At 63.7% G+C, this 21170-nt stretch carries 20 protein-coding genes; 11 read left to right on the top strand and 9 right to left on the bottom strand.

Annotation, left to right across the window (positions count from 1 at the left end; translation table 11 throughout):
• Window positions 1-239: 239 nt before the first annotated feature.
• The 4 genes from rarD to IAE36_RS09980 form a co-directional block, all read right to left on the bottom strand.
• Window positions 240-1127, bottom strand: coding sequence for an EamA family transporter RarD (rarD, locus tag IAE36_RS09995; RefSeq protein WP_201212127.1), 888 nt, complete (start codon window positions 1125-1127; stop codon window positions 240-242).
• A gap of 63 nt (window positions 1128-1190) precedes the next feature.
• Window positions 1191-2165 (bottom strand): serine/threonine protein kinase, encoded by a 975-nt coding sequence (locus tag IAE36_RS09990; protein WP_201212125.1) that lies wholly within the window; start codon window positions 2163-2165, stop codon window positions 1191-1193.
• A 102-nt stretch (window positions 2166-2267) separates the two neighbouring features.
• A complete protein-coding gene (locus IAE36_RS09985) occupies window positions 2268-3032 on the bottom strand; it encodes a TOBE domain-containing protein (protein ID WP_201212122.1) in 765 nt (254 codons plus the stop codon).
• Between the two features lie 17 nt (window positions 3033-3049).
• Window positions 3050-3781 (bottom strand): ComF family protein, encoded by a 732-nt coding sequence (locus tag IAE36_RS09980; protein ID WP_201212120.1) that lies wholly within the window; start codon window positions 3779-3781, stop codon window positions 3050-3052.
• 89 nt (window positions 3782-3870) lie between these two features.
• Between IAE36_RS09980 and bioB the strand changes: the two genes are divergently transcribed.
• The 9 genes from bioB (at window position 3871) to IAE36_RS09935 (ending at window position 14163) form a co-directional block, all read left to right on the top strand.
• Entirely contained in the window at window positions 3871-4929 is a 1059-nt protein-coding gene (gene bioB, locus IAE36_RS09975) for a biotin synthase BioB (protein ID WP_201162116.1), read from the top strand.
• A gap of 1 nt (window position 4930) precedes the next feature.
• Window positions 4931-6103: an 8-amino-7-oxononanoate synthase gene (bioF, locus tag IAE36_RS09970; RefSeq protein ID WP_201212118.1), complete on the top strand. Its 1173-nt coding sequence runs from the start codon at window positions 4931-4933 to the stop codon at window positions 6101-6103.
• Complete coding sequence (locus tag IAE36_RS09965) at window positions 6096-6827, top strand: alpha/beta fold hydrolase (RefSeq protein WP_201212116.1); 732 nt, start codon at window positions 6096-6098, stop codon at window positions 6825-6827. Before bioF ends, IAE36_RS09965 begins: the two co-directional genes overlap by 8 nt.
• Window positions 6820-7638 (top strand): malonyl-ACP O-methyltransferase BioC, encoded by an 819-nt coding sequence (bioC, locus tag IAE36_RS09960; RefSeq protein ID WP_201162111.1) that lies wholly within the window; start codon window positions 6820-6822, stop codon window positions 7636-7638. Before IAE36_RS09965 ends, bioC begins: the two co-directional genes overlap by 8 nt.
• Before the next feature lie 10 nt (window positions 7639-7648).
• Window positions 7649-8329 (top strand): dethiobiotin synthase, encoded by a 681-nt coding sequence (gene bioD, locus IAE36_RS09955; protein WP_201162109.1) that lies wholly within the window; start codon window positions 7649-7651, stop codon window positions 8327-8329.
• A gap of 118 nt (window positions 8330-8447) precedes the next feature.
• Window positions 8448-8744: a hypothetical protein gene (locus IAE36_RS09950; RefSeq protein WP_028633652.1), complete on the top strand. Its 297-nt coding sequence runs from the start codon at window positions 8448-8450 to the stop codon at window positions 8742-8744.
• 280 nt (window positions 8745-9024) lie between these two features.
• Window positions 9025-10830: a phenylacyl-CoA dehydrogenase gene (locus IAE36_RS09945; RefSeq protein ID WP_028633651.1), complete on the top strand. Its 1806-nt coding sequence runs from the start codon at window positions 9025-9027 to the stop codon at window positions 10828-10830.
• Window positions 10831-10978: 148 nt separating this feature from the next.
• Complete coding sequence (locus IAE36_RS09940) at window positions 10979-12262, top strand: GGDEF domain-containing protein (protein WP_060482889.1); 1284 nt, start codon at window positions 10979-10981, stop codon at window positions 12260-12262.
• A gap of 122 nt (window positions 12263-12384) precedes the next feature.
• A complete protein-coding gene (locus IAE36_RS09935) occupies window positions 12385-14163 on the top strand; it encodes an acyl-CoA dehydrogenase C-terminal domain-containing protein (protein ID WP_201212114.1) in 1779 nt (592 codons plus the stop codon).
• A gap of 281 nt (window positions 14164-14444) precedes the next feature.
• On the opposite strand, the gene IAE36_RS09930 is transcribed toward IAE36_RS09935, so the two are convergent.
• Window positions 14445-15359 carry a LysR family transcriptional regulator gene (locus tag IAE36_RS09930; RefSeq protein WP_060482887.1) on the bottom strand — a complete coding sequence of 305 codons (915 nt, stop codon included), beginning with the start codon at window positions 15357-15359 and terminating at the stop codon, window positions 14445-14447.
• A gap of 209 nt (window positions 15360-15568) precedes the next feature.
• On the opposite strand from IAE36_RS09930, the gene IAE36_RS09925 reads away from it, so the two are divergent.
• A complete protein-coding gene (locus IAE36_RS09925; RefSeq protein ID WP_201212112.1) occupies window positions 15569-16831 on the top strand; it encodes an aspartate aminotransferase family protein in 1263 nt (420 codons plus the stop codon).
• 148 nt (window positions 16832-16979) lie between these two features.
• Complete coding sequence (locus IAE36_RS09920; protein WP_033727371.1) at window positions 16980-17138, top strand: YqaE/Pmp3 family membrane protein; 159 nt, start codon at window positions 16980-16982, stop codon at window positions 17136-17138.
• A 42-nt stretch (window positions 17139-17180) separates the two neighbouring features.
• Here the strand turns inward: IAE36_RS09920 and IAE36_RS09915 are convergent, their stop codons facing one another.
• The 4 genes from IAE36_RS09915 to pqqC are packed head-to-tail and all read right to left on the bottom strand — an operon-like array spanning window position 17181 to window position 21132.
• Entirely contained in the window at window positions 17181-19007 is a 1827-nt protein-coding gene (locus IAE36_RS09915; RefSeq protein ID WP_201212111.1) for a S9 family peptidase, read from the bottom strand.
• Window positions 18973-20133 (bottom strand): pyrroloquinoline quinone biosynthesis protein PqqE, encoded by a 1161-nt coding sequence (gene pqqE / locus IAE36_RS09910; protein WP_028633645.1) that lies wholly within the window; start codon window positions 20131-20133, stop codon window positions 18973-18975. The genes IAE36_RS09915 and pqqE overlap by 35 nt, the downstream gene beginning before the upstream one ends.
• Window positions 20105-20380 carry a pyrroloquinoline quinone biosynthesis peptide chaperone PqqD gene (gene pqqD, locus IAE36_RS09905; RefSeq protein WP_060482884.1) on the bottom strand — a complete coding sequence of 92 codons (276 nt, stop codon included), beginning with the start codon at window positions 20378-20380 and terminating at the stop codon, window positions 20105-20107. Before pqqD ends, pqqE begins: the two co-directional genes overlap by 29 nt.
• Window positions 20377-21132: a pyrroloquinoline-quinone synthase PqqC gene (gene pqqC / locus IAE36_RS09900; RefSeq protein WP_201212109.1), complete on the bottom strand. Its 756-nt coding sequence runs from the start codon at window positions 21130-21132 to the stop codon at window positions 20377-20379. Before pqqC ends, pqqD begins: the two co-directional genes overlap by 4 nt.
• Window positions 21133-21170 lie beyond the last annotated feature (38 nt).

Below are 21170 nucleotides of genomic sequence, written 5' to 3'. Positions count from 1 at the left end.
CGCAGGCATGCCCGATCGGCGCCTGGGGTTATCCCGGTTTAACGGGGAAGGCCCTGTGGATAACCTGGGGCTATTCGCCTCCAGCCCTGCTGCTGCAAGCCTTCCAGAGGTTTGGTCAAAAAACGCTCAGTAACTGACGGGTTGTGCACAAACGGCGGGGACGAGGGTGTGGATAACCTCTGGAGATGTCTCTGCAGGCCTTGTAGGGCTTGGCCTGCAGAGATCAGGTCGTTTTTTGATCAGCTGTGCTTGCGCAGATTCCACCAGGCATCGACGCTGTAGATCGCCAGGCCTGCCCAGATGAACATGAACGCCACCAATGTGCTGGATGACAACTGTTCGTTGAACAGCAGCAGTGCTTGCAGCAGCACCAGGGTGGGCGCCAGGTATTGCAGGAAGCCCAGGGTAGTGTAGGGCAGGTGCCGTGCAGCAGCGTTGAAGCACACCAGGGGCACCAGCGTAACCGGGCCGGCTGCCATCAGCCACAAGGCTTCGGAGCTGGTGTAGAACGTACCTTGCGCGCTCATCGCGGTGGGGTGAAGCAGTAGCCAGCCCAGCGCCAGTGGTACCAGCATCCAGGTTTCCACCACCAGCCGAGGCAGGGCCGCAACGGGTGCCTGTTTGCGGATGAGCCCATAGAAGCCGAACGTGAGTGCCAGCGCCAGCGACACCCAGGGCAGGCTGCCTACTTGCCACACCTGCTGTGCCACGCCCAATGCTGCCATGGCCACGGCCAGCCACTGCAGGCGCCGCAAACGCTCGCCCAGAATGAGCATGCCGAGCAGCACATTGATCAACGGGTTGATGTAGTAGCCCAGGCTGGCCTCAAGCATGCGGCCGTTGTTCACCGACCACACGTAGGTCAGCCAATTGGCCGCGATCAACGTGCCACTCAAGGCCAGAATGGCAAGCCTGCGTGGGTTTTGCCGCAGCGCTTGCCACCAGCCTGGGTGCTTCCATACCAGCAGCAGCAACGAGCCGAACAGGGCGGACCAGAGCACCCGGTGGACGATGATCTCCACCGCCGGCACGCTCTGGATGGCCTTGAAGTAGAGGGGGAACAGGCCCCAGATGATGTAGGCACTGAGGCCCAACAGATACCCGCGACGCGGGTTTGCAGCGTGCATGCAGAGTCCTTGCTCAGGTCACTAATAAAACAGTGCGTATTGTAGACAGCCCAGGCCCTGCTTCTAGAACAATTTCAGGGCGGCTTCATCCAGCGCTGCCATTTGCTCGCGCAGCGCGAGTACCTGGTCGCCCCAATAACGGGGCTGGCCGAACCAGGGGAAGCTGAGCGGGAACGCCGGGTCATCCCAGCGCCGTGCCAGCCAGGCGCTGTAGTGCAGTTGGCGCAGCGCCCGCAAGGGTTCGATCAGTGCCAGTTCGCGGGGCGCGAAGTCATGGAATTCGTTGTAGCCATCGATGAGTTCGGCCAGTTGCCCCAGACGTTCCTCGCGGCTGCCCGCCAACATCATCCACAGGTCCTGCACTGCCGGCCCCATGCGGCAGTCGTCCAGGTCGACCACGTGGTACACCTCGTCCCGGTGCATCAGGTTGCCGGGGTGCAGGTCGCCGTGCAGACGAATGAGCGAGTGCGAGGTGCGGGCATAGATGTCTTCGACCCGCTTGAGCACGTCACGGGCTACGGACTCGAAGGCGGGTAGCAGCTCTTTCGGGACAAAACCGCCTTGCAGCAGGGTTTCGAGCGAGGCATGGCCGAAGTTGTCCACAGCCAGCGCTTCGCGGTGTTCGAAGGGTCTGGTGGCGCTGACCGCATGCAGCCGGCCCAGCAATTGGCCCAAGCGGTAAAGCTGGTCCGCGTTGCCCGGCTCTGGCGCGTGGCCACCGCGGCGCGGGAACAGGGCAAAGCGAAAGCCCTGGTGTTCGAACAGCGTACGGCCTGCGTGCTGAAGTGGCGCCACGACCGGCACCTCATGTTCGGCAAGCTCTGCGGTAAAGCCATGTTCTTCGAGGATGGCCTCATTGCTCCAGCGCCCGGGGCGGTAGAACTTGGCGATCAGAGGTTGTTCACCCTCGATGCCCACCTGATACACACGGTTCTCGTAGCTGTTGAGTGCCAGCACGCGGGCGTCGCTCAGAAAGCCGAGGCTTTCGACGGCGTCCAGCACCAGGTCGGGTGTCAGGGTAGCGAAGGGGTGAGACATGGTGACTCCGGGGGTGAACGATACGGCATGGTAACGCGTTCTACGGGTGCCGGCCTGTTCGCGGCTGAAACTGCGCCCACAGGTTGAACAAGGCCCGCCCAGCTATGCCGCAATCCCGATCAACACATAGGATGGGTGAAACTGCACCCGTACCGCGCTGCCAGCCTGCACCTGCTGCTCGGCCAACCAGTCAGCCTCGGCAATGGCACACAGTGTTTGCCCATTCCCCAGTGCCAGCCGGACCTCGCTGGGCCCGTCACCTTCTGCCAGTACTTCTTCCACGGTGGCATTCAAGCAATTGCTGCCAGGCTCCGCTTCTTGCGCCCGCGCCAGCAGCTTCACCCAGCCGGCCTTCAACAGTGCTACCACCACCGCGCCCAGCGTCAACTCCAGCCGCTCAGTGCTGTCATGGGTAATGAGTGCGTCGATTTCCAGCCCCCCGCCCAAGGCCAGGCTGACCCGGTCGTGTCGGCCCTCGCGGCGCAGCCCGCTGACCTGGCCCTGTAACTGGTTGCGCGCACTGGTGCGCAACATCAGGCGACCGAGCAGGCCGAGGTCGCTGGATTCTTCAGCGGCCTCGAGTATTTGCGCTTGCAGCGCCTGCAGCCGTTGGTACAGGCGCAGTACCCGCTCGCCTTCTGCAGACAACCTGGCACCGCCCCCGCCGCGGCCGCCGGTACTACGCTCCACCAACGGCCTGCTGGCCAGGTTGTTGAGCTCGTCGATGGCGTCCCAGGCGGCCTTGTAGCTGATACCGGCCGCCTTGGCGGCGCGGGTGATGGAGCCCTGTTCGGCAACATGCTGCAGCAGCGCGATACGCTGCGGGCGGTGGGCAATGTGCTGGGTGAGCGATGTTGGCAGGGGCATGGGCGGTCCACGGTTGATCATGCATACCCAGGTTTTGGGGTGCGTGCCAGGCAATATACATCGACACGCTGCGCGCCGGCCTTGCGCAACACCTGGGCAATGGCCTGGGCGGTGGCCCCGGTGGTCATCACGTCATCGATGATTGCCACATGCAAGCCCCGCACCTCACCCGACAGGCAGAACACCTGGCGCAGATTGCGCCACCTGGCCTTGGCGTCCAGCTGCTGCTGGGCGGGGGTGTGACGGGTGCGGGTGAGCAAGCGCTCGTCGCAGCGCACCGACAGCTGCGCCGACAGCCAACGCGCCAGCATCGCCGCCTGGTTGAAACCTCGCTCACGCAGCCGGCGCCTGGCCAGGGGCACTGGCAGCAACAGGTGTGGGCGCGGCAGCCCCTCTGCAAACTGATGCAGCAGAGCCTGCCCCAGCTGCTCGGCCATCAGGCGCCCCATGGGCCACTGGCGGTTGTGCTTGAAGCGGCTGATCAGGGTGTCGATCGGAAAGCCGAAGGCCCACGGCGCTACGACTTGATCGAAGGCAGGAGGCCTACGGCTGCACTGGCCGCAGGTCATGCCGGCCATGGGCAACGGCAGCGCGCAGCGCAGGCAGTGGTCCCCCAGCCAGGGCAGCTGTTGCTCACACGCCATGCACAGCGGATAAGCCTGCCGCGCCGGGCCATCGCACAGCAGGCATGTTTGATTATTAAATAACCACTTGTAAACCAGTCTTCTGATGCGTGGTTGACAGTTCATAGGCCTTCCATGACTATGCGAGCTATCCGTGATCCGCTGGCGGGCGTTCTTGTCCCGGCACCAGCTACAGCCTAAACAAGGAAACGCCGATGAGCGCCAGCACAACTGCAACAACACGTCACGACTGGTCCCTGGCCGAGGTCCGGGCGCTGTTCCAGCAGCCTTTCAATGATTTGCTGTTCCAGGCGCAGACCGTGCACCGCGCGCATTTCGACCCCAATCGCGTGCAGGTTTCCACGCTGCTGTCGATCAAGACCGGCGCTTGCCCGGAGGATTGCAAATATTGCCCACAGTCCGGGCACTACAACACCGGGCTGGAAAAACAGAAGCTGATGGAAGTGCAGAAGGTGCTGGAGGAAGCTGCCCGCGCCAAGGCCATCGGTTCGACGCGCTTCTGCATGGGCGCCGCCTGGAAACACCCCTCTGCCAAGGACATGCCCTACGTGCTGGAGATGGTCAAAGGGGTGAAAGCCATGGGCCTGGAAACCTGCATGACCCTGGGCAAACTTGACCAGGAGCAAACCCAGGCACTGGCCCAGGCCGGGCTGGACTACTACAACCATAACCTCGACACGTCCCCGGAGTTCTACGGCAGCATCATCACCACCCGTACCTATGGTGAGCGCCTGGAGACCCTGGCCTACGTGCGCGATGCCGGCATGAAGATCTGTTCCGGTGGCATTCTGGGCATGGGCGAGTCGCTGGACGACCGCGCCGGCCTGCTGATTCAGCTGGCCAACCTGCCTGAACACCCCGAGTCGGTGCCGATCAACATGTTGGTGAAGGTGGCTGGCACGCCGCTGGCCGAAGAAGAAGACGTGGACCCCTTCGACTTCATTCGCATGCTGGCCGTAGCCCGTATCCTGATGCCCAAGTCCCACGTGCGCCTTTCCGCCGGGCGCGAACAGATGAACGAGCAGATGCAGGCCCTGGCCTTCATGGCTGGTGCCAACTCCATCTTCTATGGCGAGAAACTGCTGACCACTGCCAACCCGCAGGCTGACAAGGACATGCAGCTGTTCGCACGACTGGGCATCAAGCCCGAAGCCCGTGAAGAGCATGCCGACGAAGTTCACCAGGCCGCCATCGAACAGGCGCTGGTGGAGCAGCGCAGCAGCGAGATGTTCTACGACGCAGCATCGGCCTGACATGGCGTTCGACCTGGCAACGCGTCTGGCCGAACGGCGCGCGGCAGACCTGTACCGGCAACGGCCACTGCTGGGCAGCCCTCAGGGGCCGCAGGTGGTGGTCGATGGCCAGCAGTTGCTGGCCTTTTGCAGCAATGACTACCTGGGCCTGGCCAATCACCCACAGGTGATTGCGGCGTGGCAGGCGGGTGCAGAGCGCTGGGGCGTGGGCGGCGGCGCCTCTCACCTGGTGGTGGGGCATACCACCGCCCACCACCAGGTCGAGGAGGCCCTGGCCGAACTGACCGGCCGCCCCAGGGCGTTGCTGTTTTCCACCGGCTACATGGCCAACCTGGGCGCCATCACGGCCTTGGTGGGCAAGGGCGATACGGTGCTGCAGGACCGCCTTAACCATGCCTCGCTGCTCGATGGCGGCATGCTCAGTGGTGCCCGCTTCAGCCGTTACCTGCACAACGACCCTGCCAGCCTGGCCACCCGCCTGGAGAAAGCGGCAGGTAACACCCTGGTGGTGACCGACGGCGTGTTCAGCATGGATGGCGATGTGGCCGACCTGCCTGGCCTGGCCCGTGCTGCCCGCGCCCGTGATGCCTGGCTGATGGTGGACGATGCCCATGGGCTGGGTACCCTTGGCGCAGGCGGCGGTGGCGTGGTGGAACATTTTGGCCTGGGCGTGGAGGATGTGCCGGTGCTGATCGGTACCTTGGGCAAGGCCTGCGGCACCGCTGGCGCCTTTGTGGCCGGCAGTGACGCGTTGATCGACACGCTGGTGCAGTTCGCCCGCCCATACATCTACACCACCAGCCAGCCCCCGGCCTTGGCCTGCGCCACGCTCAAGAGCCTTGAGCTGTTGCGCACCGAAACCTGGCGCCGTGAACAACTGAACGCCTTGATCGGCCAGTTCCGTGAGGGGGCACGCCAGATCGGCCTGCAACTGATGGACAGCCCCACACCGATCCAGCCGATCCTGATCGGTGACAGTGCGCGGGCACTTCGCCTGTCGGCCATGTTGCGCGAGCGCGGCCTGCTGGTAACCGCCATTCGCCCGCCCACCGTGCCGGCTGGTAGCGCACGCCTGCGGGTAACACTGAGCGCTGCGCACACGCCTGCGCAGGTGCAGCTATTGTTGAATGCATTGGCAGAGTGTTATCCACAACTGGAGCGCGCCGATGCGTAACCGAATTGTATTGTTGCCGGGTTGGGGGTTGGGTACCGCGGCCCTGGAGCCGCTCGCCGCCAGCCTGCGTGCGCAGGACGCCCGCCTGCAGATCACCCTGATGCCACTGCCGGAGCTTGACCACGCGGATGTGCAGGGCTGGGTCGAGCACCTGGACCGCAAGCTGCCCAACGATGTGTGGCTGGGCGGCTGGTCATTCGGCGGCATGCTTGCCAGCGCCTTGGCGCACAAGCGCGGCGACCATTGCTGCGGCCTGCTGACGCTGGCCAGCAACCCCAGCTTCGTGGCCCGGGGGGATTGGCCCCACGGCATGGCGCAAGACACCTTCGGCACCTTCCTGGATGGGTGTCGCAGCCATACCGCCGTGACCCTCAAGCGTTTTCGCAGCCTGTGCAGCGACGGTGCCTTGCAACCGCGCACCCTCCTGCGCCAGCTCGGTGTGGGTGTACCGGACACCGACCCGCTTTACCTCGCGACCGGCCTGGAAGTGCTGGCCCAGCTGGACACCCGCGAAGCGCTTCAGGCATTTGCCGGCCCTCAGTTGCACCTGTTCGCCGGCAGCGACGCGTTGGTGCCGGCCGAAGCTGCCCAGGCGCTGAGCGAGTTGTTGCCAGATGTGGAAGTGGGCCTGGTCGAAGACAGTTCCCACGCGTTTCTGCTGGAGTACCCTCAGGAGTTGGCGGCGGGCATCAAGAGTTTTTTGCATGAGAGTGGCGATGACTGACCTTTCCCAACCCGCCTTGCCCGGTACGCTGCCGGACAAACGCCAGGTGGCGGCTTCCTTTTCCCGGGCCGCAGGCAGCTATGACAGTGTTGCAGCCCTGCAGCGCGAGGTGGGCACGCGCCTGCTGGCGCAACTGCCGGCAGACCTGCAGCCCTCCCGCTGGCTAGACCTGGGGAGCGGCACTGGCCACTTCAGCCGGGCGCTGGCCCAACGCTATGTTGCGGCCGGCGGCGTGGCGGTGGATATCGCCGAAGGCATGCTGCGCCACGCCCGCGAGGCACACGGCGGTGCGCTGTATCACGTGGCGGGCGATGCCGAACGCCTGCCGCTGAGCGATGGGTGTGTCGACCTGGTGTTTTCCAGCCTGGCAGTGCAATGGTGCAGCCAGTTCGCCAGCGTGCTGTCAGAAGCGCAGCGCGTGTTGCGGCCCGGCGGTGTGCTGGCATTCAGCAGCCTGTGCACGGGCACCCTCGATGAGCTGCGGGCCAGCTGGCAGGCAGTGGACGGCCTGGTGCATGTGAACCGTTTTCGCCGCTTCGATGAGTACCAGCGCCTGTGCGCGGCCAGCGGCCTGCGCCCGCTGGCCCTGCAACAGTGCCCGCATGTGCTGCATTATCCGGATGTGCGCAGCCTGACCCACGAGCTGAAGGCATTGGGCGCGCACAACCTCAACCCTGGCCGGCCTTCTGGCCTGACTGGCCGTGCCCGTATGCAGGGGTTGCTGCACGCCTATGAGGCATTTCGCCAACCCTCGGGGCTGCCAGCCACCTATCAGGTGGTCTATGGTGTGTTGCGCAAGCCACAGGCATAAGGGGAGCCAAATGAGGCACGCCTATTTCATCGCTGGCACCGACACCGATGTCGGCAAGACCACCATCGCGGCAGGGCTTCTGCATGCCGCGCGTTTGCAGGGGATGAGTACCCTTGGCGCCAAACCCGTGGCTTCCGGTTGCACCCTGACCGCCAAGGGCTTGCGCAACAGTGACGCCCAGGCCTTGATTGACGAAAGTACCGTCAAGCTCGAATACGCCCAGGTCAACCCGTTCGCCTTCGAGCCGGCCATCGCACCCCATGTGGCTGCGCGCGAGGCTGGCGTCACGCTCTCGGTGTCGCACCTGCTGGGGGCGATGCGCACTGTGTTGCAGCAGGAAGCCGACTTCACCCTCATAGAAGGGGCCGGCGGGTGGCGTGTGCCGTTGTCAGGGTTGGAAAACCTGTCCGACCTGGCAGTGGCCTTGAAGCTGCCGGTCATTTTGGTGGTTGGCGTGCGCCTGGGCTGCATCAGCCATGCCTTGCTAAGCGCCGAGGCTATCGAACGTGATGGCTTGCAACTGGCGGGGTGGGTAGCGAACATCATCGAGCCGCGTACCTCTCGGCTTGAAGAGAACCTGGCCAGCCTGGCCGAGCGCCTGCCTGCGCCCTGCCTTGGGCGGGTGCCGAAGCTGAAGCAGGCGAGTGCCGACATGGTCGCTGAGCACTTGCAACTGGACCTGCTGGACTGACCGGCATACCCAGAGCCTATCAGATGGCAACAAGCTATTACTGTTTTAAACGGGCCTTTTCAGCCAAGGCCTGTTTTAATCAGCTTTGTCTGTTATCCAGGTTCAATGGAGCCCTGACATGGAAATCACCGGTAGCTCTGCCTACTATGCGGGCCTTGGCGCCATCAAGGCCGGCCAGGAACGCGTCGACCAGGCCGCCAGCCAGGTTGCCAACCTCAGTGCCGAACGCACTGCCACCAGCCAGTCCAGCGACTTCCAGGCAGAACGCCTGCGCGGCGTCGACCGCAGTCAGCAAATGGACCTTGCCACCAGTACCGTGCAAATGGCGCTGGGCAAGCTCGAGGTCGAACTGGGGGCGAAAGTGGCCAAGGCCTCTGATGACATGCTCGGCCGTATCATCGATATCCACGCCTGACACCTCTGCTTCACCCCGCTAGCCACGCGTGACGCAGGCGCGTCTCTCGCCTGCGCGACGCAGCCAGCCGTCGCTTTTCATTCAAGCCATTCTCCTCCAACTGCCCGTGAATCCACGGCCATGCAATCGTGTGGCGGTTTCGTCGTTTTCCGCGGCGTAAATGGCACCATCGTCCATCCTTGACATCAGCCTGCGGTAAACGTAAGTTTCAAACAACTGTTTGACAGACCTTGCCGCGTGCGCCGGTCCCCCCACAGAACTCACCTAGAGGTTCATCGCGATGCCTGACTACAAAGCTCCCTTGCGTGATATCCGCTTCGTTCGTGACGAGCTGCTTGGCTATGAGGCGCATTATCAAAGCCTGCCGGGTTGCCAGGACGCTACCTCGGACATGGTCGATGCCATTCTGGAAGAAGGCGCGAAGTTCTGTGAGCAGGTATTGGCGCCGCTGAACCGCGTAGGTGACCAGGAAGGCTGCACCTGGAGCGAGTCGGGCGTGAAAACCCCGACCGGCTTCAAGGAAGCTTACGCGCAGTTCGTCGAAGGCGGCTGGCCGAGCCTGGCTCACGACGTGGAGCACGGCGGCCAGGGCCTGCCGGAGTCGCTGGGCCTGGCGCTGAGCGAGATGGTGGGTGGCGCCAACTGGTCGTGGGGCATGTACCCAGGCCTGTCCCACGGCGCGATGAACACCATTTCTGCCCACGGCACAGCCGAGCAGCAGCACACCTACCTGACCAAACTGGTATCTGGCGAGTGGACTGGCACCATGTGCCTCACCGAGCCACACTGCGGCACCGACCTCGGCATGTTGCGCACCAAGGCCGAGCCCCAGGCCGACGGCAGCTACAAGGTATCGGGCACCAAGATCTTCATCTCTGCCGGCGAACACGACATGGCCGAGAACATCGTGCACATCGTGCTGGCCCGCCTGCCTGATGCGCCTGCCGGTACCAAAGGCATCTCGCTGTTCATCGTGCCGAAGTTCCTGCCCAACGCCGAAGGCGCGGCGGGTGAGCGCAACGGCGTCAGCTGTGGTTCCATCGAACACAAGATGGGCATCCACGGCAACGCCACCTGCGTGATGAACTTCGACGGCGCTACCGGCTACCTGATCGGCCCGGCCAACAAAGGCCTGAACTGCATGTTCACCTTCATGAACACCGCTCGCCTGGGTACTGCACTGCAAGGCCTGGCGCACGCCGAAGTGGCCTTCCAGGGCGGCCTCAAGTATGCCCGCGAGCGCCTGCAGATGCGTTCACTGACCGGGCCTAAGGCCCCGGAAAAAGCAGCTGACCCCATCATCGTCCACCCGGACGTGCGCCGTATGCTGCTGACCATGAAAGCCTTCGCCGAGGGCAACCGGGCCATGGTGTATTTCACCGCGCAGCAGGTGGACATCGTCAAGTACAGCCAGGACGAAGAAGCCCGCAAGAAGGCCGATGCCCTGCTGGCCTTCCTGACGCCGATCGCCAAGGCCTTCATGACCGAAGTGGGCTTCGAAGCTGCCAACCATGGCGTGCAGATCTACGGCGGCCACGGCTTCATCGCCGAGTGGGGCATGGAGCAGAACGTGCGCGATAGCCGCATCTCCATGTTGTACGAGGGCACCACGGGTATCCAGGCCCTGGACCTGCTGGGCCGCAAAGTACTGATGACCCAGGGCGAAGCGCTGAAGGGCTTCACCAAGATCGTGCACAAGTTCTGCCAGGCGCAGGAAGGCAACGAGGCGCTGAACGACTTCGTACAACCGCTGGCGGCCATCAACAAGGAGTGGGGCGAGCTGACCATGAAAGTGGGCATGGCCGCCATGAAGGACCGTGAGGAAGTGGGCGCAGCGTCGGTGGATTACCTGATGTACTCCGGCTACGCCTGCCTGGCTTATTTCTGGGCAGATATTGCACGTGTTGCAGCCGAGAAGCTGGCCGCCGGCAGCGGCGACCAAGCCTTCTACACGGCCAAGCTGCAGACTGCGCGCTTCTACTTCCAGCGCATCTTGCCGCGCACCCGTACCCATGTGGCGGCCATGCTGTCGGGTGCCGACAACCTGATGGCCATGGACGAAGCGCACTTCGGCCTGGCGTACTAAGCGCATTTGCTCCAGCGAAACCCGCCTGCCTGCTATGGCAGGCGGGTTTTTTGCATTCCACGGACGGAGCCTGATTAAACTGTCCGGGTGCACGGCCGATCAACTAAGGGCACAATGCCATTATTGATCTGCCGGGTTGGAGATTACTGTGTTTCGCCTTGACGCCGTCCGTGCAAGCCACTTTCTGCCCTCACTGCTGTTGCTGATAGCGGGCCTCGCCGCGGCCTACGCCAAAGACCTCAGCGTGTTCTTCACCTCCTTGTTCAATGTGCTGCCCACCCTGGTGTTGCTGCTGGGGGGTGCCTACTGCGCGGTCTACAGGCGTCAGCGTGAGCTGTTTTTAATGCTGACGGTGTACATCGCCTATTTCCTGCTCGATACCCAGACTGACTTCTACAGAGATAACGGGCATGTGCGCGATGACGCTGCCGTCATCTTCCACCTGGTGTGCCTGTTGCTACCGGCGTTGTATGGCATCTACGGCGTATGGCAGGAACGCATGCACCTGCTGCAGGACATGGTGGCCAGGGGCGCTGTGCTGTTGGTTGTAGGTGCGGTGGCGGTAGCGCTGGAGCAACGCTTCCCCGCCGCCCTGCTGGCCGGCTTGGCCGATATTCGCTGGCCGGCCCTGCATGGGGAGTGGATGAGCCTGATCCAGTTGGCGTACCCGTTGTTCATTGGGGTACTGGTGCTGCTGGTGGTGCAGTACCTGCGGGCGCCGAGGCCTTTGAATGCAGCGCTGGTGATGGGGTTGGTGGGGCTCTTCTGGATGCTGCCCAAAACGTTCATCTTGCCCTTCACCCTGAACATCATGTGCAGCCAGGTGATGCTGATGATAGCTGCGGCGGTGGCACATGAGGCCTACCAGATGGCCTTTCGGGACGAGCTCACCGGCTTGCCGGGCCGGCGTGCGCTCAACGAACGCATGCAGCGGTTGGGGCGCAATTATGTGATCGCGATGAGCGATGTGGACCATTTCAAGCGCTTCAACGATACCCACGGCCATGACGTCGGCGACCAGGTGTTGCGCCTGGTTGCCAGCCGCCTGGGCAAAGTGGGTGGCGGTGGCAAGGCGTACCGGTACGGCGGCGAGGAATTTGCGGTGGTGTTTGCCGGCAAGAGCACCGAGCACTGCGTGGCGCACTTGGAGGCGGTGCGTGAAGCGATTGCCGGCTATGCCATGCGCCTGCGTGACCAGGGCGCTCGCCCCCAGGATGACAGCACGGGCCGGCAGCGGCGCGCCGGCAGCAGTGGTGGTGCGGTGTCAGTCACCATCAGCATCGGTGTGGCAGAGCGGCATGTGGACCACCGCAACCCAGATGACGTGCTCAAGTCCGCCGACCAGGCGCTCTACAGCGCCAAGGCGGCCGGGCGCAACTGCCTGATGGTGCATGGCCTGAAAACCCGCCGGGGGGCAGAGCGTGCGTCGTGACCATAGCTGACCATGCGGTCTGTTGATGACCCTATGTCTCGTAAAAGTTGTTCGGTTACACTCACTGCAACTCCAGTGCTGCGGTGCCTGACACCGCCCGTTCCGACCAGCGAGAGGTTGTCATGGCTGACTATAAAGCGCCCCTGCGCGACATGCGCTTCGTACTGAATGAAGTCTTCGACGTGGGGCAGCAATGGGCACAATTGCCCGGGCTGGGCGACGTTGTCGATGTGCAGACCGCCTTGGCAGTGCTTGAGGAGGCCGGCAAGGTTGCGGCCCGCTCCATCGCGCCATTGAGCCGTGCTGCCGATGAAGAAGGCTGCCACTGGGATAACGGCGCCGTGCAGACGCCGGCAGGCTTCATTGAGGCTTACAACACCTATGCCGAGGGCGGCTGGGTGGGCGTGGGCGGTGACCCGCTGTTGGGTGGCATGGGCATGCCCAAGGTGGTGTCGGCGCAGGTTGAAGAAATGGTCAACGCGGCGAGCCTGGCTTTCGGCCTGTACCCGATGCTGACCGCAGGTGCCTGCCTGTCCATCAATGCCCACGCCAGCGAGGCGCTGAAGCAGAAGTACCTGCCGAACATGTATGCCGGCGTTTGGGCAGGCTCCATGTGCCTTACCGAGCCCCATGCCGGTACCGACCTCGGCATCATCCGCACCAGGGCCGAGCCCCAGGCCGACGGCAGCTACAAAGTGACCGGGACCAAGATCTTCATCACCGGCGGCGAACACGACCTCACCGAAAACATCATCCACCTGGTACTGGCCAAGCTGCCGGATGCCCCGGCTGGGCCGAAGGGCATCTCGTTGCTCCTGGTGCCCAAGTTTCTGGTCAATGAGGACGGCAGCCTGGGCGCGCGCAACCCGGTAACCTGCGGTTCCATCGAGCACAAGATGGGCATTCAGGCGTCGGCCACCTGTGTGATGAACTTCGACGACGCGGTCGGTTATATCGTGGGCGAGCCCAACAAAGGCCTGGCGGCCATGTTCACCATGATGAACTACGAGCGCCTGGGGGTTGGCATCCAGGGCCTGGCCTCGGCCGAACGTTCTTACCAGAACGCGGTGGAATACGCCCGTGACCGCCTGCAGAGCCGCGCCCCCACCGGCCCACAGGCCACAGACAAACCAGCCGACCCGATCATCGTGCACCCTGATGTACGGCGCATGCTGTTGACCATGAAGGCGCTGATCGAAGGCGGGCGTGCGTTCTCCACCTACGTGGCCATGCAGCTGGACAGCGCCAAGTACAGCGAAGACCCCAGTGTGCGCAAGCGCAGCGAAGAACTGGTGGCGCTGTTGACGCCTGTGGCCAAGGCGTTCCTCACCGACCTGGGCCTGGAGTGCACGGTGCACGGCCAGCAGGTATTCGGCGGGCATGGCTATATCCGTGAGTGGGGCCAGGAGCAACTGGTGCGTGACGTACGCATCACGCAGATCTACGAAGGCACCAACGGTATTCAGGCCCTCGACCTGATGGGCCGTAAGGTGGTGGCCAGCGGTGGGGCCTACTACAAATTGTTCGCCGATGAAGTGCGCGCATTCATTGCCAGTGCCGGCCATGAGCTGGGCGAGTTCACCCGGCCGCTGGCGGCATCGCTCGATGAGCTTGATGCGCTCACCGACTGGGTGCTGGAGCAGGCCAAGGGCAACCCTAACGAGATTGGGGCTGCTTCGGTGGAGTACCTGCATGCATTCGGTTATGTGGCTTACGCCTACATGTGGGCACGCATGGCGCAGGCAGCGCAGCGCGGGGAAGGCGATGAAGGGTTCTATCAGGGCAAGCTGGGCACGGCGCGCTTCTACTTTGCCCGGCTGCTGCCGCGAGTCGGCTCGCTGGTGGCATCGGTGAGGGCTGGGAGTGAGTCACTGTACCTGCTGGATGCACAGCAGTTCTGATACCCGTCCAGGGGCTGGCAGAAAACCCCAGGGTTTTGCTTTTTGAGAATGATTCTGGGTTTGTAAGCTTTTTCCTACATCACGTGGTGACTTTTCACCACTGTTCTCAGATTGGATCCACGGTTAATCTTTATCACATGGACGGAGCGCAGGAAGCGCCTAGGACAGATCAAGGACGACGACGAAGGATTTCCTGCCAGGGTGGCGGGGCGATACGGATGTCACAGGGAAACAGTCTGGAAAACCCCGCTTAGGCGGGGTTTTCTTTGTGCGCGTATTTTTCAGGCCAATACGTCTAGGGCGGGTTGCCGGGTATCGGTTTCTTCTTCCAGCAGGTTGCGCAGCAGCTCCACTGAAGCCTGCTGGCGCTGCGCATCGCGGAACACCAGCCCCACTTTCAGCGGTACCCGTGGCTCGCTCAGCGGCTTCCATAGCAAGCCTTGCTCATCTTCTGCCGCCTCCTTGGCCCGCCCCGGCAGAATGGTGGCCAGCGATGTATGCGCCAGGCTGTCCAGAATACCTGCCATGTTGTTCATCTCGGCCTGAACCTGCGGCCTGCGGCCTTGGCTGGCCAGTTGTGCCTGCCAGATCTGGCGCATCTGAAACTCTTCCCCAAGCATGAGCATCGGCAACTCGGCGGCCTGGCGAATGGAAACCTTCTTGAAGTCCTTTAGGGGGTGCGTGTTGGGGATGACCAGTTGCAACTCATCTTCATACAGCAGCAGCCCATGGAGCCCTGGCTGGCGTGGCGGCAGGTAGCTGATGCCAATGTCCAGGTTGCCATTGAGCAAGCGCCGTTCGATCTCCAGGCCTGACAGCTCATAGATCTGCACCACCAGGTGAGGCTGGGCCTTGCGCAGCCGTTCGAGCAACCGCGGCACCAGGCTGGGGCGTACGGTTTGCAGTACCCCGATGGCCAGGGTGCGCAGCGACTGGCCTTTGAAGCTGCGCATGGCATCGGTGGCGCGCTGCAGGCCGTCGAGCAGCGGCAGGGCGTGGTTGTAGAGGGTGTGGGCGGCGAGTGTGGGCAGCAGGCGCTTGTTGCTGCGCTCGAACAGGCTCAGGTCCAGGCCATGTTCCAGTTGGCGAATCTGCTGTGAGAGCGCGGGTTGCGACAGCGACAGCCGCTCGGCGGCGCGCCCGACGTGGCCTTCCTCATACACCGCGACGAAATAACGCAGTTGGCGAAAATCCATAAGGTTTGCTTATTGAAATTGCTGCTAAATCGAAATGTTGTAAAACCGCTTGCTCGCCTAGTCTATGCCCCTATTACAAGGGGTTACAGCAATTGATGGTCACATTGTTGCAGCTACCTTCAAAGCGTATTGATAGGCAAGGCAACAGAACGCACAGCGATCATGTGATCGCGCTTTAGCTGCCGCCACCGTGATGGGTTGGAATCCTGATGAATCTGTTCAACCTGCGCCGCCCGGCCCCTGAGGCTGTTGTCGAGCCAAGGCAGATGCCGCAGCAGCCTTCAACCGGCAACCTGATGCCCGGGCACAACCGGGCAACGCCCGTGTTCGTGCGTGGCCAGGGGGCGTGGTTGTGGGATGACCAGGGGCGAGCCTGCCTGGACTTCACCCAAGGCGGCGGCGTCAACAGCCTGGGCCATAGCCCAGACGCGCTGGTAGCCGCGCTGGCGAATCAGGCTCAGGCGCTGATCCAGCCAGGCTCAGCGTTCCATAGCCCGGTTTTGTTGACCTTGGCCAGCCGGCTTTGCCAGGCTACCGACAGCGACCAGGCTTACCTTCTGAACACGGGTGCCGAGGCCTGCGAAGGTGCGATCAAGCTGGCGCGCAAGTGGGGCCTGCGCCATCGCAATGGCGCGTACCACATCATCACCGCCAGCCGGGGCTGCCATGGGCGCAGCCTGGGCACGCTGTCGGCCTCCGACCCGACGGCCTGTAGCCGCTGTGAACCCGGCGTGCCCGGCTTCAGCAGGGTGCCTTTCAATGACCTCGCAGCACTGCACGCCGCGGTGGACTCTCGCACGGTGGCGATCATGCTTGAGCCTGTGCAGAGTGAAGCGGGTGTTATCCCGGCCACGCGCGAATACCTCAAGGGTGTGGAAACCCTGTGCCGGGAGCTTGGCATCCTGTTGATTCTGGACGAAGTGCAAACCGGCCTTGGCCGCTGCGGTGCATTGCTGGCAGAGGAAACCTACGGGGTACGCGCCGACATCGTCACCCTGGGCAAGGGCCTGGGTGGGGGCGTGCCGCTGGCGGCGTTGCTGGCGCGGGGGGCGGCCTGCTGTGCCGAGGCAGGCGAACTGCAGGGCAGCCACCATGGCAATGCGCTGATGTGCGCTGCCGGCCTTACGGTGCTGGACACGGTGCTGGCCCCTGGGTTCTTCGACGAGGTGCAGGACAAGGGCCGCCACCTGCGCGAGGGCCTCGGTCGGCTGGCGGGCCGCTTCGGCCTGGGCCCGATACGCGGGCAAGGTTTGCTCTGGGCGCTGCCGCTCAAGGAAAACCTGGCCCCCGCGCTGGTGGCTGCCGCGCTGCAGGAGGGGCTGTTGCTGAATGCTCCGCAGCCCGACGTAGTGCGCTTTACGCCGGCGCTGACCGTGAGCCGGAGCAATATCGACGAAATGCTGCAGCGCCTGACCCGAGCCTTTGCCCGGTTGCACGCCCGCCAACAGAGCCGCCGCGAGATGCCGGCCTAGGTTGCCAACCCCTGATTCAACGAACCGTCTGGCGTTTCTGCGCACCGCCCCTGGCCTGTTACATTCGGCCCGGGGCGTTTTTTTTGCCTGTGGAACCTCTGCGACCGGCGGCGAGTCTGTGATGTAACCCCTTTACGGAGAGACTCTCATGGACTTCATTCGCATCATCATCGCTATCCTGCTGCCACCACTGGGCGTATTTCTGCAGGTGGGGTTTGCCGGCGCGTTCTGGTTGAACATTCTGCTGACGCTGCTGGGCTATATCCCTGGCATCGTGCACGCGGTGTACATCATTGCCAAGCGGTGAGGTGTAACCCAGTTTGCGGCCAGGGGGCCCGCGCCCCCTGGGTCACTCACCCGCCAGCACTTCGCAGTAGAACCTCCATTCTTCCTCCAGCGCATGCGCCAGGTTCTCAGCCTTGCGCAGCCCGTGCCGCTCACCCTCGTAGAAATGCCCCTGGGCTTTGATGCCGTTGGCTTGTAGTGCTGCCAGCATCGAGCGCGTCTGCTCGGGCACCACCACGGCGTCCAGTTCGCCCTGGAAAAACACGACCGGCACGGTGATCTGTGCTGCATGCAGCAGCGGTGTGCGCTGGCGATAGCGCTCGGCATCCTGTTGTGGGTCACCGATCAGCCAGTCCAGGTAATCGCCTTCGAACTTGTGCGTTGCCCGGGCCAGGGCGGTGGGGTCGCTCACGCCGTACAGGCTGGCACCTGCGCGGAATACATTGCGAAATGCCAAGGCGCACAGGGTGGTATAACCCCCGGCGCTGCCGCCACGGATGAAGGCCTTGCGCGGGTCGATCAGCCCTTGTGCGGCCAGGTACTCAACGGCGTTGCAGGCATCTTCCACATCGGTTTCACCCCAACGCAGGTGCAGGGCCTGGCGATACTCACGGCCATACCCGCTGCTGCCCCGGTAGTTGAGGTCGGCAACGGCGAAGCCGCGTTGGGTCCAGTACTGGATACGCGGGTCCAGCACCGGGTAGCAGGCCGAGGTGGGGCCGCCATGGATAAAGACCACCAGTGGCGGCGCGCCCTTGCTGTGGGCAGCCGGGTAGAAAAAGCCGTGGGCCAGTGCCGCGCCACGGCCGCAGTGGAACGACTGCGGCAGGCTGATGTGTTCGGCCGCAAGTACCTCGGCGCCACCGGCTAGCACACTGACCTGATGGGTGTCGCGGGCAATGGCGATAACCGCTGGCGGGCTGATGGGCGAGGCGGCGATCGCATACAGGTAGTGCGCATCCATGGCCAGGCTGCGAAAGCGCGTGTAGGCACTGGCAAAGCGTTCCATGGGGCCATGCTCAGCGCGCAGCCCCAGTTGCCCGAACCCTGCGTCGAACCAGGTAGCCAGGTAGCTCGTTGGGCCTAGCGGTAGCCAGGTACAGGCACCCAACTGCCAAGGCGCGCCTGCGTGGTCGGCAGGTTCGGCGGGCAGTGCCTGCCAACGCCCTTCGACCTCGCCCCATGGCTGCCAGAAACCATTGTGATCCGACAGGCAATACAGCTGGTTGGCGTGGTCGAACCGGGGCTGCTGCAATGACGCCTGCGCCGTGGCCACAGGCTGAGGTGGCCCCCAACTGCCATCGGCGGCGCGCTGACGGCACATCAGCCGGGTGAAGGTCCAGGGTTGGGCCGGGCGATCCCACTCCACCCAGGCCAGGCGCTGCCCGTCAGGGCTGACGGTGGGCGATGCGTAGAAGTCGGCGCCTTCGGCCAGCACTTCGCGGCTGCCGTGCCCCAGGGCGACCAGGCGATGCTCCACGGTGTGTGCGTGGCGCTCTTCCACGGCCAGCACCTGGCCGCCGTGCCACAGTACGTCCCCGTAGCGGCAGCGGCTGTCGTCGGTGAGGGGGCGCGGCTGTGGGTGGTCGAGGGCCTGGGTGTAGACCTGCTGATCGTGCTCATTGACGAACACCAGGCCGTCGCCGCCCAGGCAGAAGCTACCACCGCCGTATTCATAAACCCGGCTGCGCACACTGAAACCGTCGGGCGTGAGGCTGCGGGCCTGCTGATGCTGCCAGCACCAGATGCGGCAGGCACCGTCGGCCGGGCGGAACTCGACCCAGAACAGCCCGGCATCGCTGGCCTTCAATTCGGCGAAGTCGGTGCCGGCGGCGACAGCCTGCGCGGCGGTGAAGTCAGCCACGGGCGATGACACGTGAGTTTCGTTCATTGCGGAAAGTCATCTGTTCAATGGCAAGGTCAGCGCTTTGCGCCTCCTCGCGAGCCTTGAGGATGATGCCGTGGTCGGCCGACTTGGCACATACCGGGTCGGCATTGCTGGCATCCCCGGTCAGCATGAAGGCCTGGCAACGGCAGCCGCCGAAATCCTTTTCCTTCTCGTCGCACGAGCGGCATGGTTCCGGCATCCACTGGTAACCGCGGAAACGGTTGAAGCCGAACGAGTCATACCAGATGTGCTGCAGGCTATGGTCACGCACGTTGGGAAACTGCACGGGCAGCTGACGGGCGCCATGGCAGGGCAGTGCCGTGCCATCCGGGGTAACGGTGAGGAACACGCTGCCCCAGCCGTTCATGCAGGCCTTGGGGCGTTCTTCATAGTAGTCCGGGGTGACGAAGATCAGCTTGCACGGGTTGCCCGCGGCTTTGAGCGTTTCACGGTACTGATTGGTGATGGCTTCTGCCCGCTCCAGCTGCGCACGGGTGGGGAGCAGCCCGAGGCGGTTGAGGTGAGCCCAGCCATAGAACTGGCAGGTGGCAAGCTCGACGAAGTCTGCGTCCAGGGCAACGCACAGCTCGATGATGCGGTCGATCTTGTCGATGTTGTGCCGGTGGGTCACGAAGTTGAGCACCATCGGGTAGCCGTGGGCCTTTACCGCGCGGGCCATCTCCAGCTTTTGCGCAAAGGCCTTTTTCGAGCCGGCCAGCAGGTTGTTCACCTGCTCGTCACTGGCCTGGAAGCTGATCTGGATATGGTCCAGCCCGGCCTGCTTGAACGCCGCGATGCGGGCCTCGGTCAGGCCGATGCCCGAGGTGATCAGGTTGGTGTAATAGCCCAACCGCCGCGCCTCGCCGATCAGCTCGGCCAGGTCCTGACGCACCAGGGGCTCACCACCTGAAAAGCCGATTTGCGCCGCACCCATTTCCCGCGCTTCGGCCATTACCTTGAACCACTGTGCAGTGCTCAGCTCTTGCCCCTGGGCGGCGAAGTCCAGCGGGTTGGAGCAATAGGGGCACTGCAGCGGGCAGCGGTAGGTGAGCTCGGCCAGCAGCCACAGCGGCAGGCCGACCGCCGGCGTGGCCGGCAGCTCAGTTGAGCTGGATCCAGTGTTCGGCACGGGCCACCTCCATGAACTGCTCGATGTCGTCAGCCACTTCCGGCACATCGGGGAACTGCTGTTGAAGTGCCTCGATGATGGCGCTGACGCTGCGCTGGCCGTCGATCAGGCCCCCAATCAGGCTGGCGCTCTCGTTGAGCTTGATCATGCCCTCGGGGTACAGCAACACATGGCCCTTCTGCGCGGGTTCGTACTGGAAGCGGTAGCCTGGGCGCCAGCTCGGCACCTGGTTGCGATCAATGCTCATAGGGTGATCCCCTTGTGCCATACCCGTTGCTGGGTAACCGAGTGGTAGGGCGGACGGTTCAGCTCGTAGGCCATGCTCATGGCGTCGAGCATGCTCCACAGGATATCCAGCTTGAACTGCAGGATTTCCAGCATACGCTGCTGGCCAGCCCAGGTGGTGTAGTGCTGCAGGGTGATCGCCAGGCCATGCTCCACGTCACGGCGGGCCTGGCCCAGGCGGGTGCGGAAGTAGGCGTAGCCGGCGGCGTCGATCCACGGGTAGTGCTGGGGCCAGCTGTCCAGGCGCGACTGGTGGATTTGCGGGGCGAACAACTCGGTGAGCGAGCTGCTGGCGGCCTCCTGCCAGCTGGCGCGGCGGGCAAAGTTGACGTAGGCGTCCACGGCAAAGCGTACGCCCGGCAGCACCAGCTCCTGGGAGCGCAGCTGATCCGGATCCAGGCCAACGGCCTGGCCCAGGCGCAGCCAGGCTTCGATGCCGCCGTCTTCACCCGGGGCGCCGTCATGGTCGAGCAGGCGCTGGATCCATTCACGGCGCACTTCGCGGTCAGGGCAGTTGGCCAGGATTGCCGCATCCTTCATCGGGATGTTGACCTGGTAGTAAAAGCGGTTGGCCACCCAGCCCTGAATCTGCTCGCGTGTGGCGCGGCCTTCGTACATGGCCACGTGGTAGGGGTGGTGAATGTGGTAGTAGGCGCCCTTGGCGCGCAAGGCCTGCTCGAATTCGGCAGGGGACATCGGCAGTGCGTCGCTCATTCGGCTGGCTCCTGTAAAGCGGCGTCTCGGCCCACGGG

It is taken from the genome of Pseudomonas sp. S36 (assembly GCF_016647875.1).
GTDB lineage: Bacteria > Pseudomonadota > Gammaproteobacteria > Pseudomonadales > Pseudomonadaceae > Aquipseudomonas > Aquipseudomonas parafulva.
The sequence above is the reverse complement of the archived record's forward strand: the minus strand, read 5'-3'. Positions and strand labels throughout refer to the sequence as shown.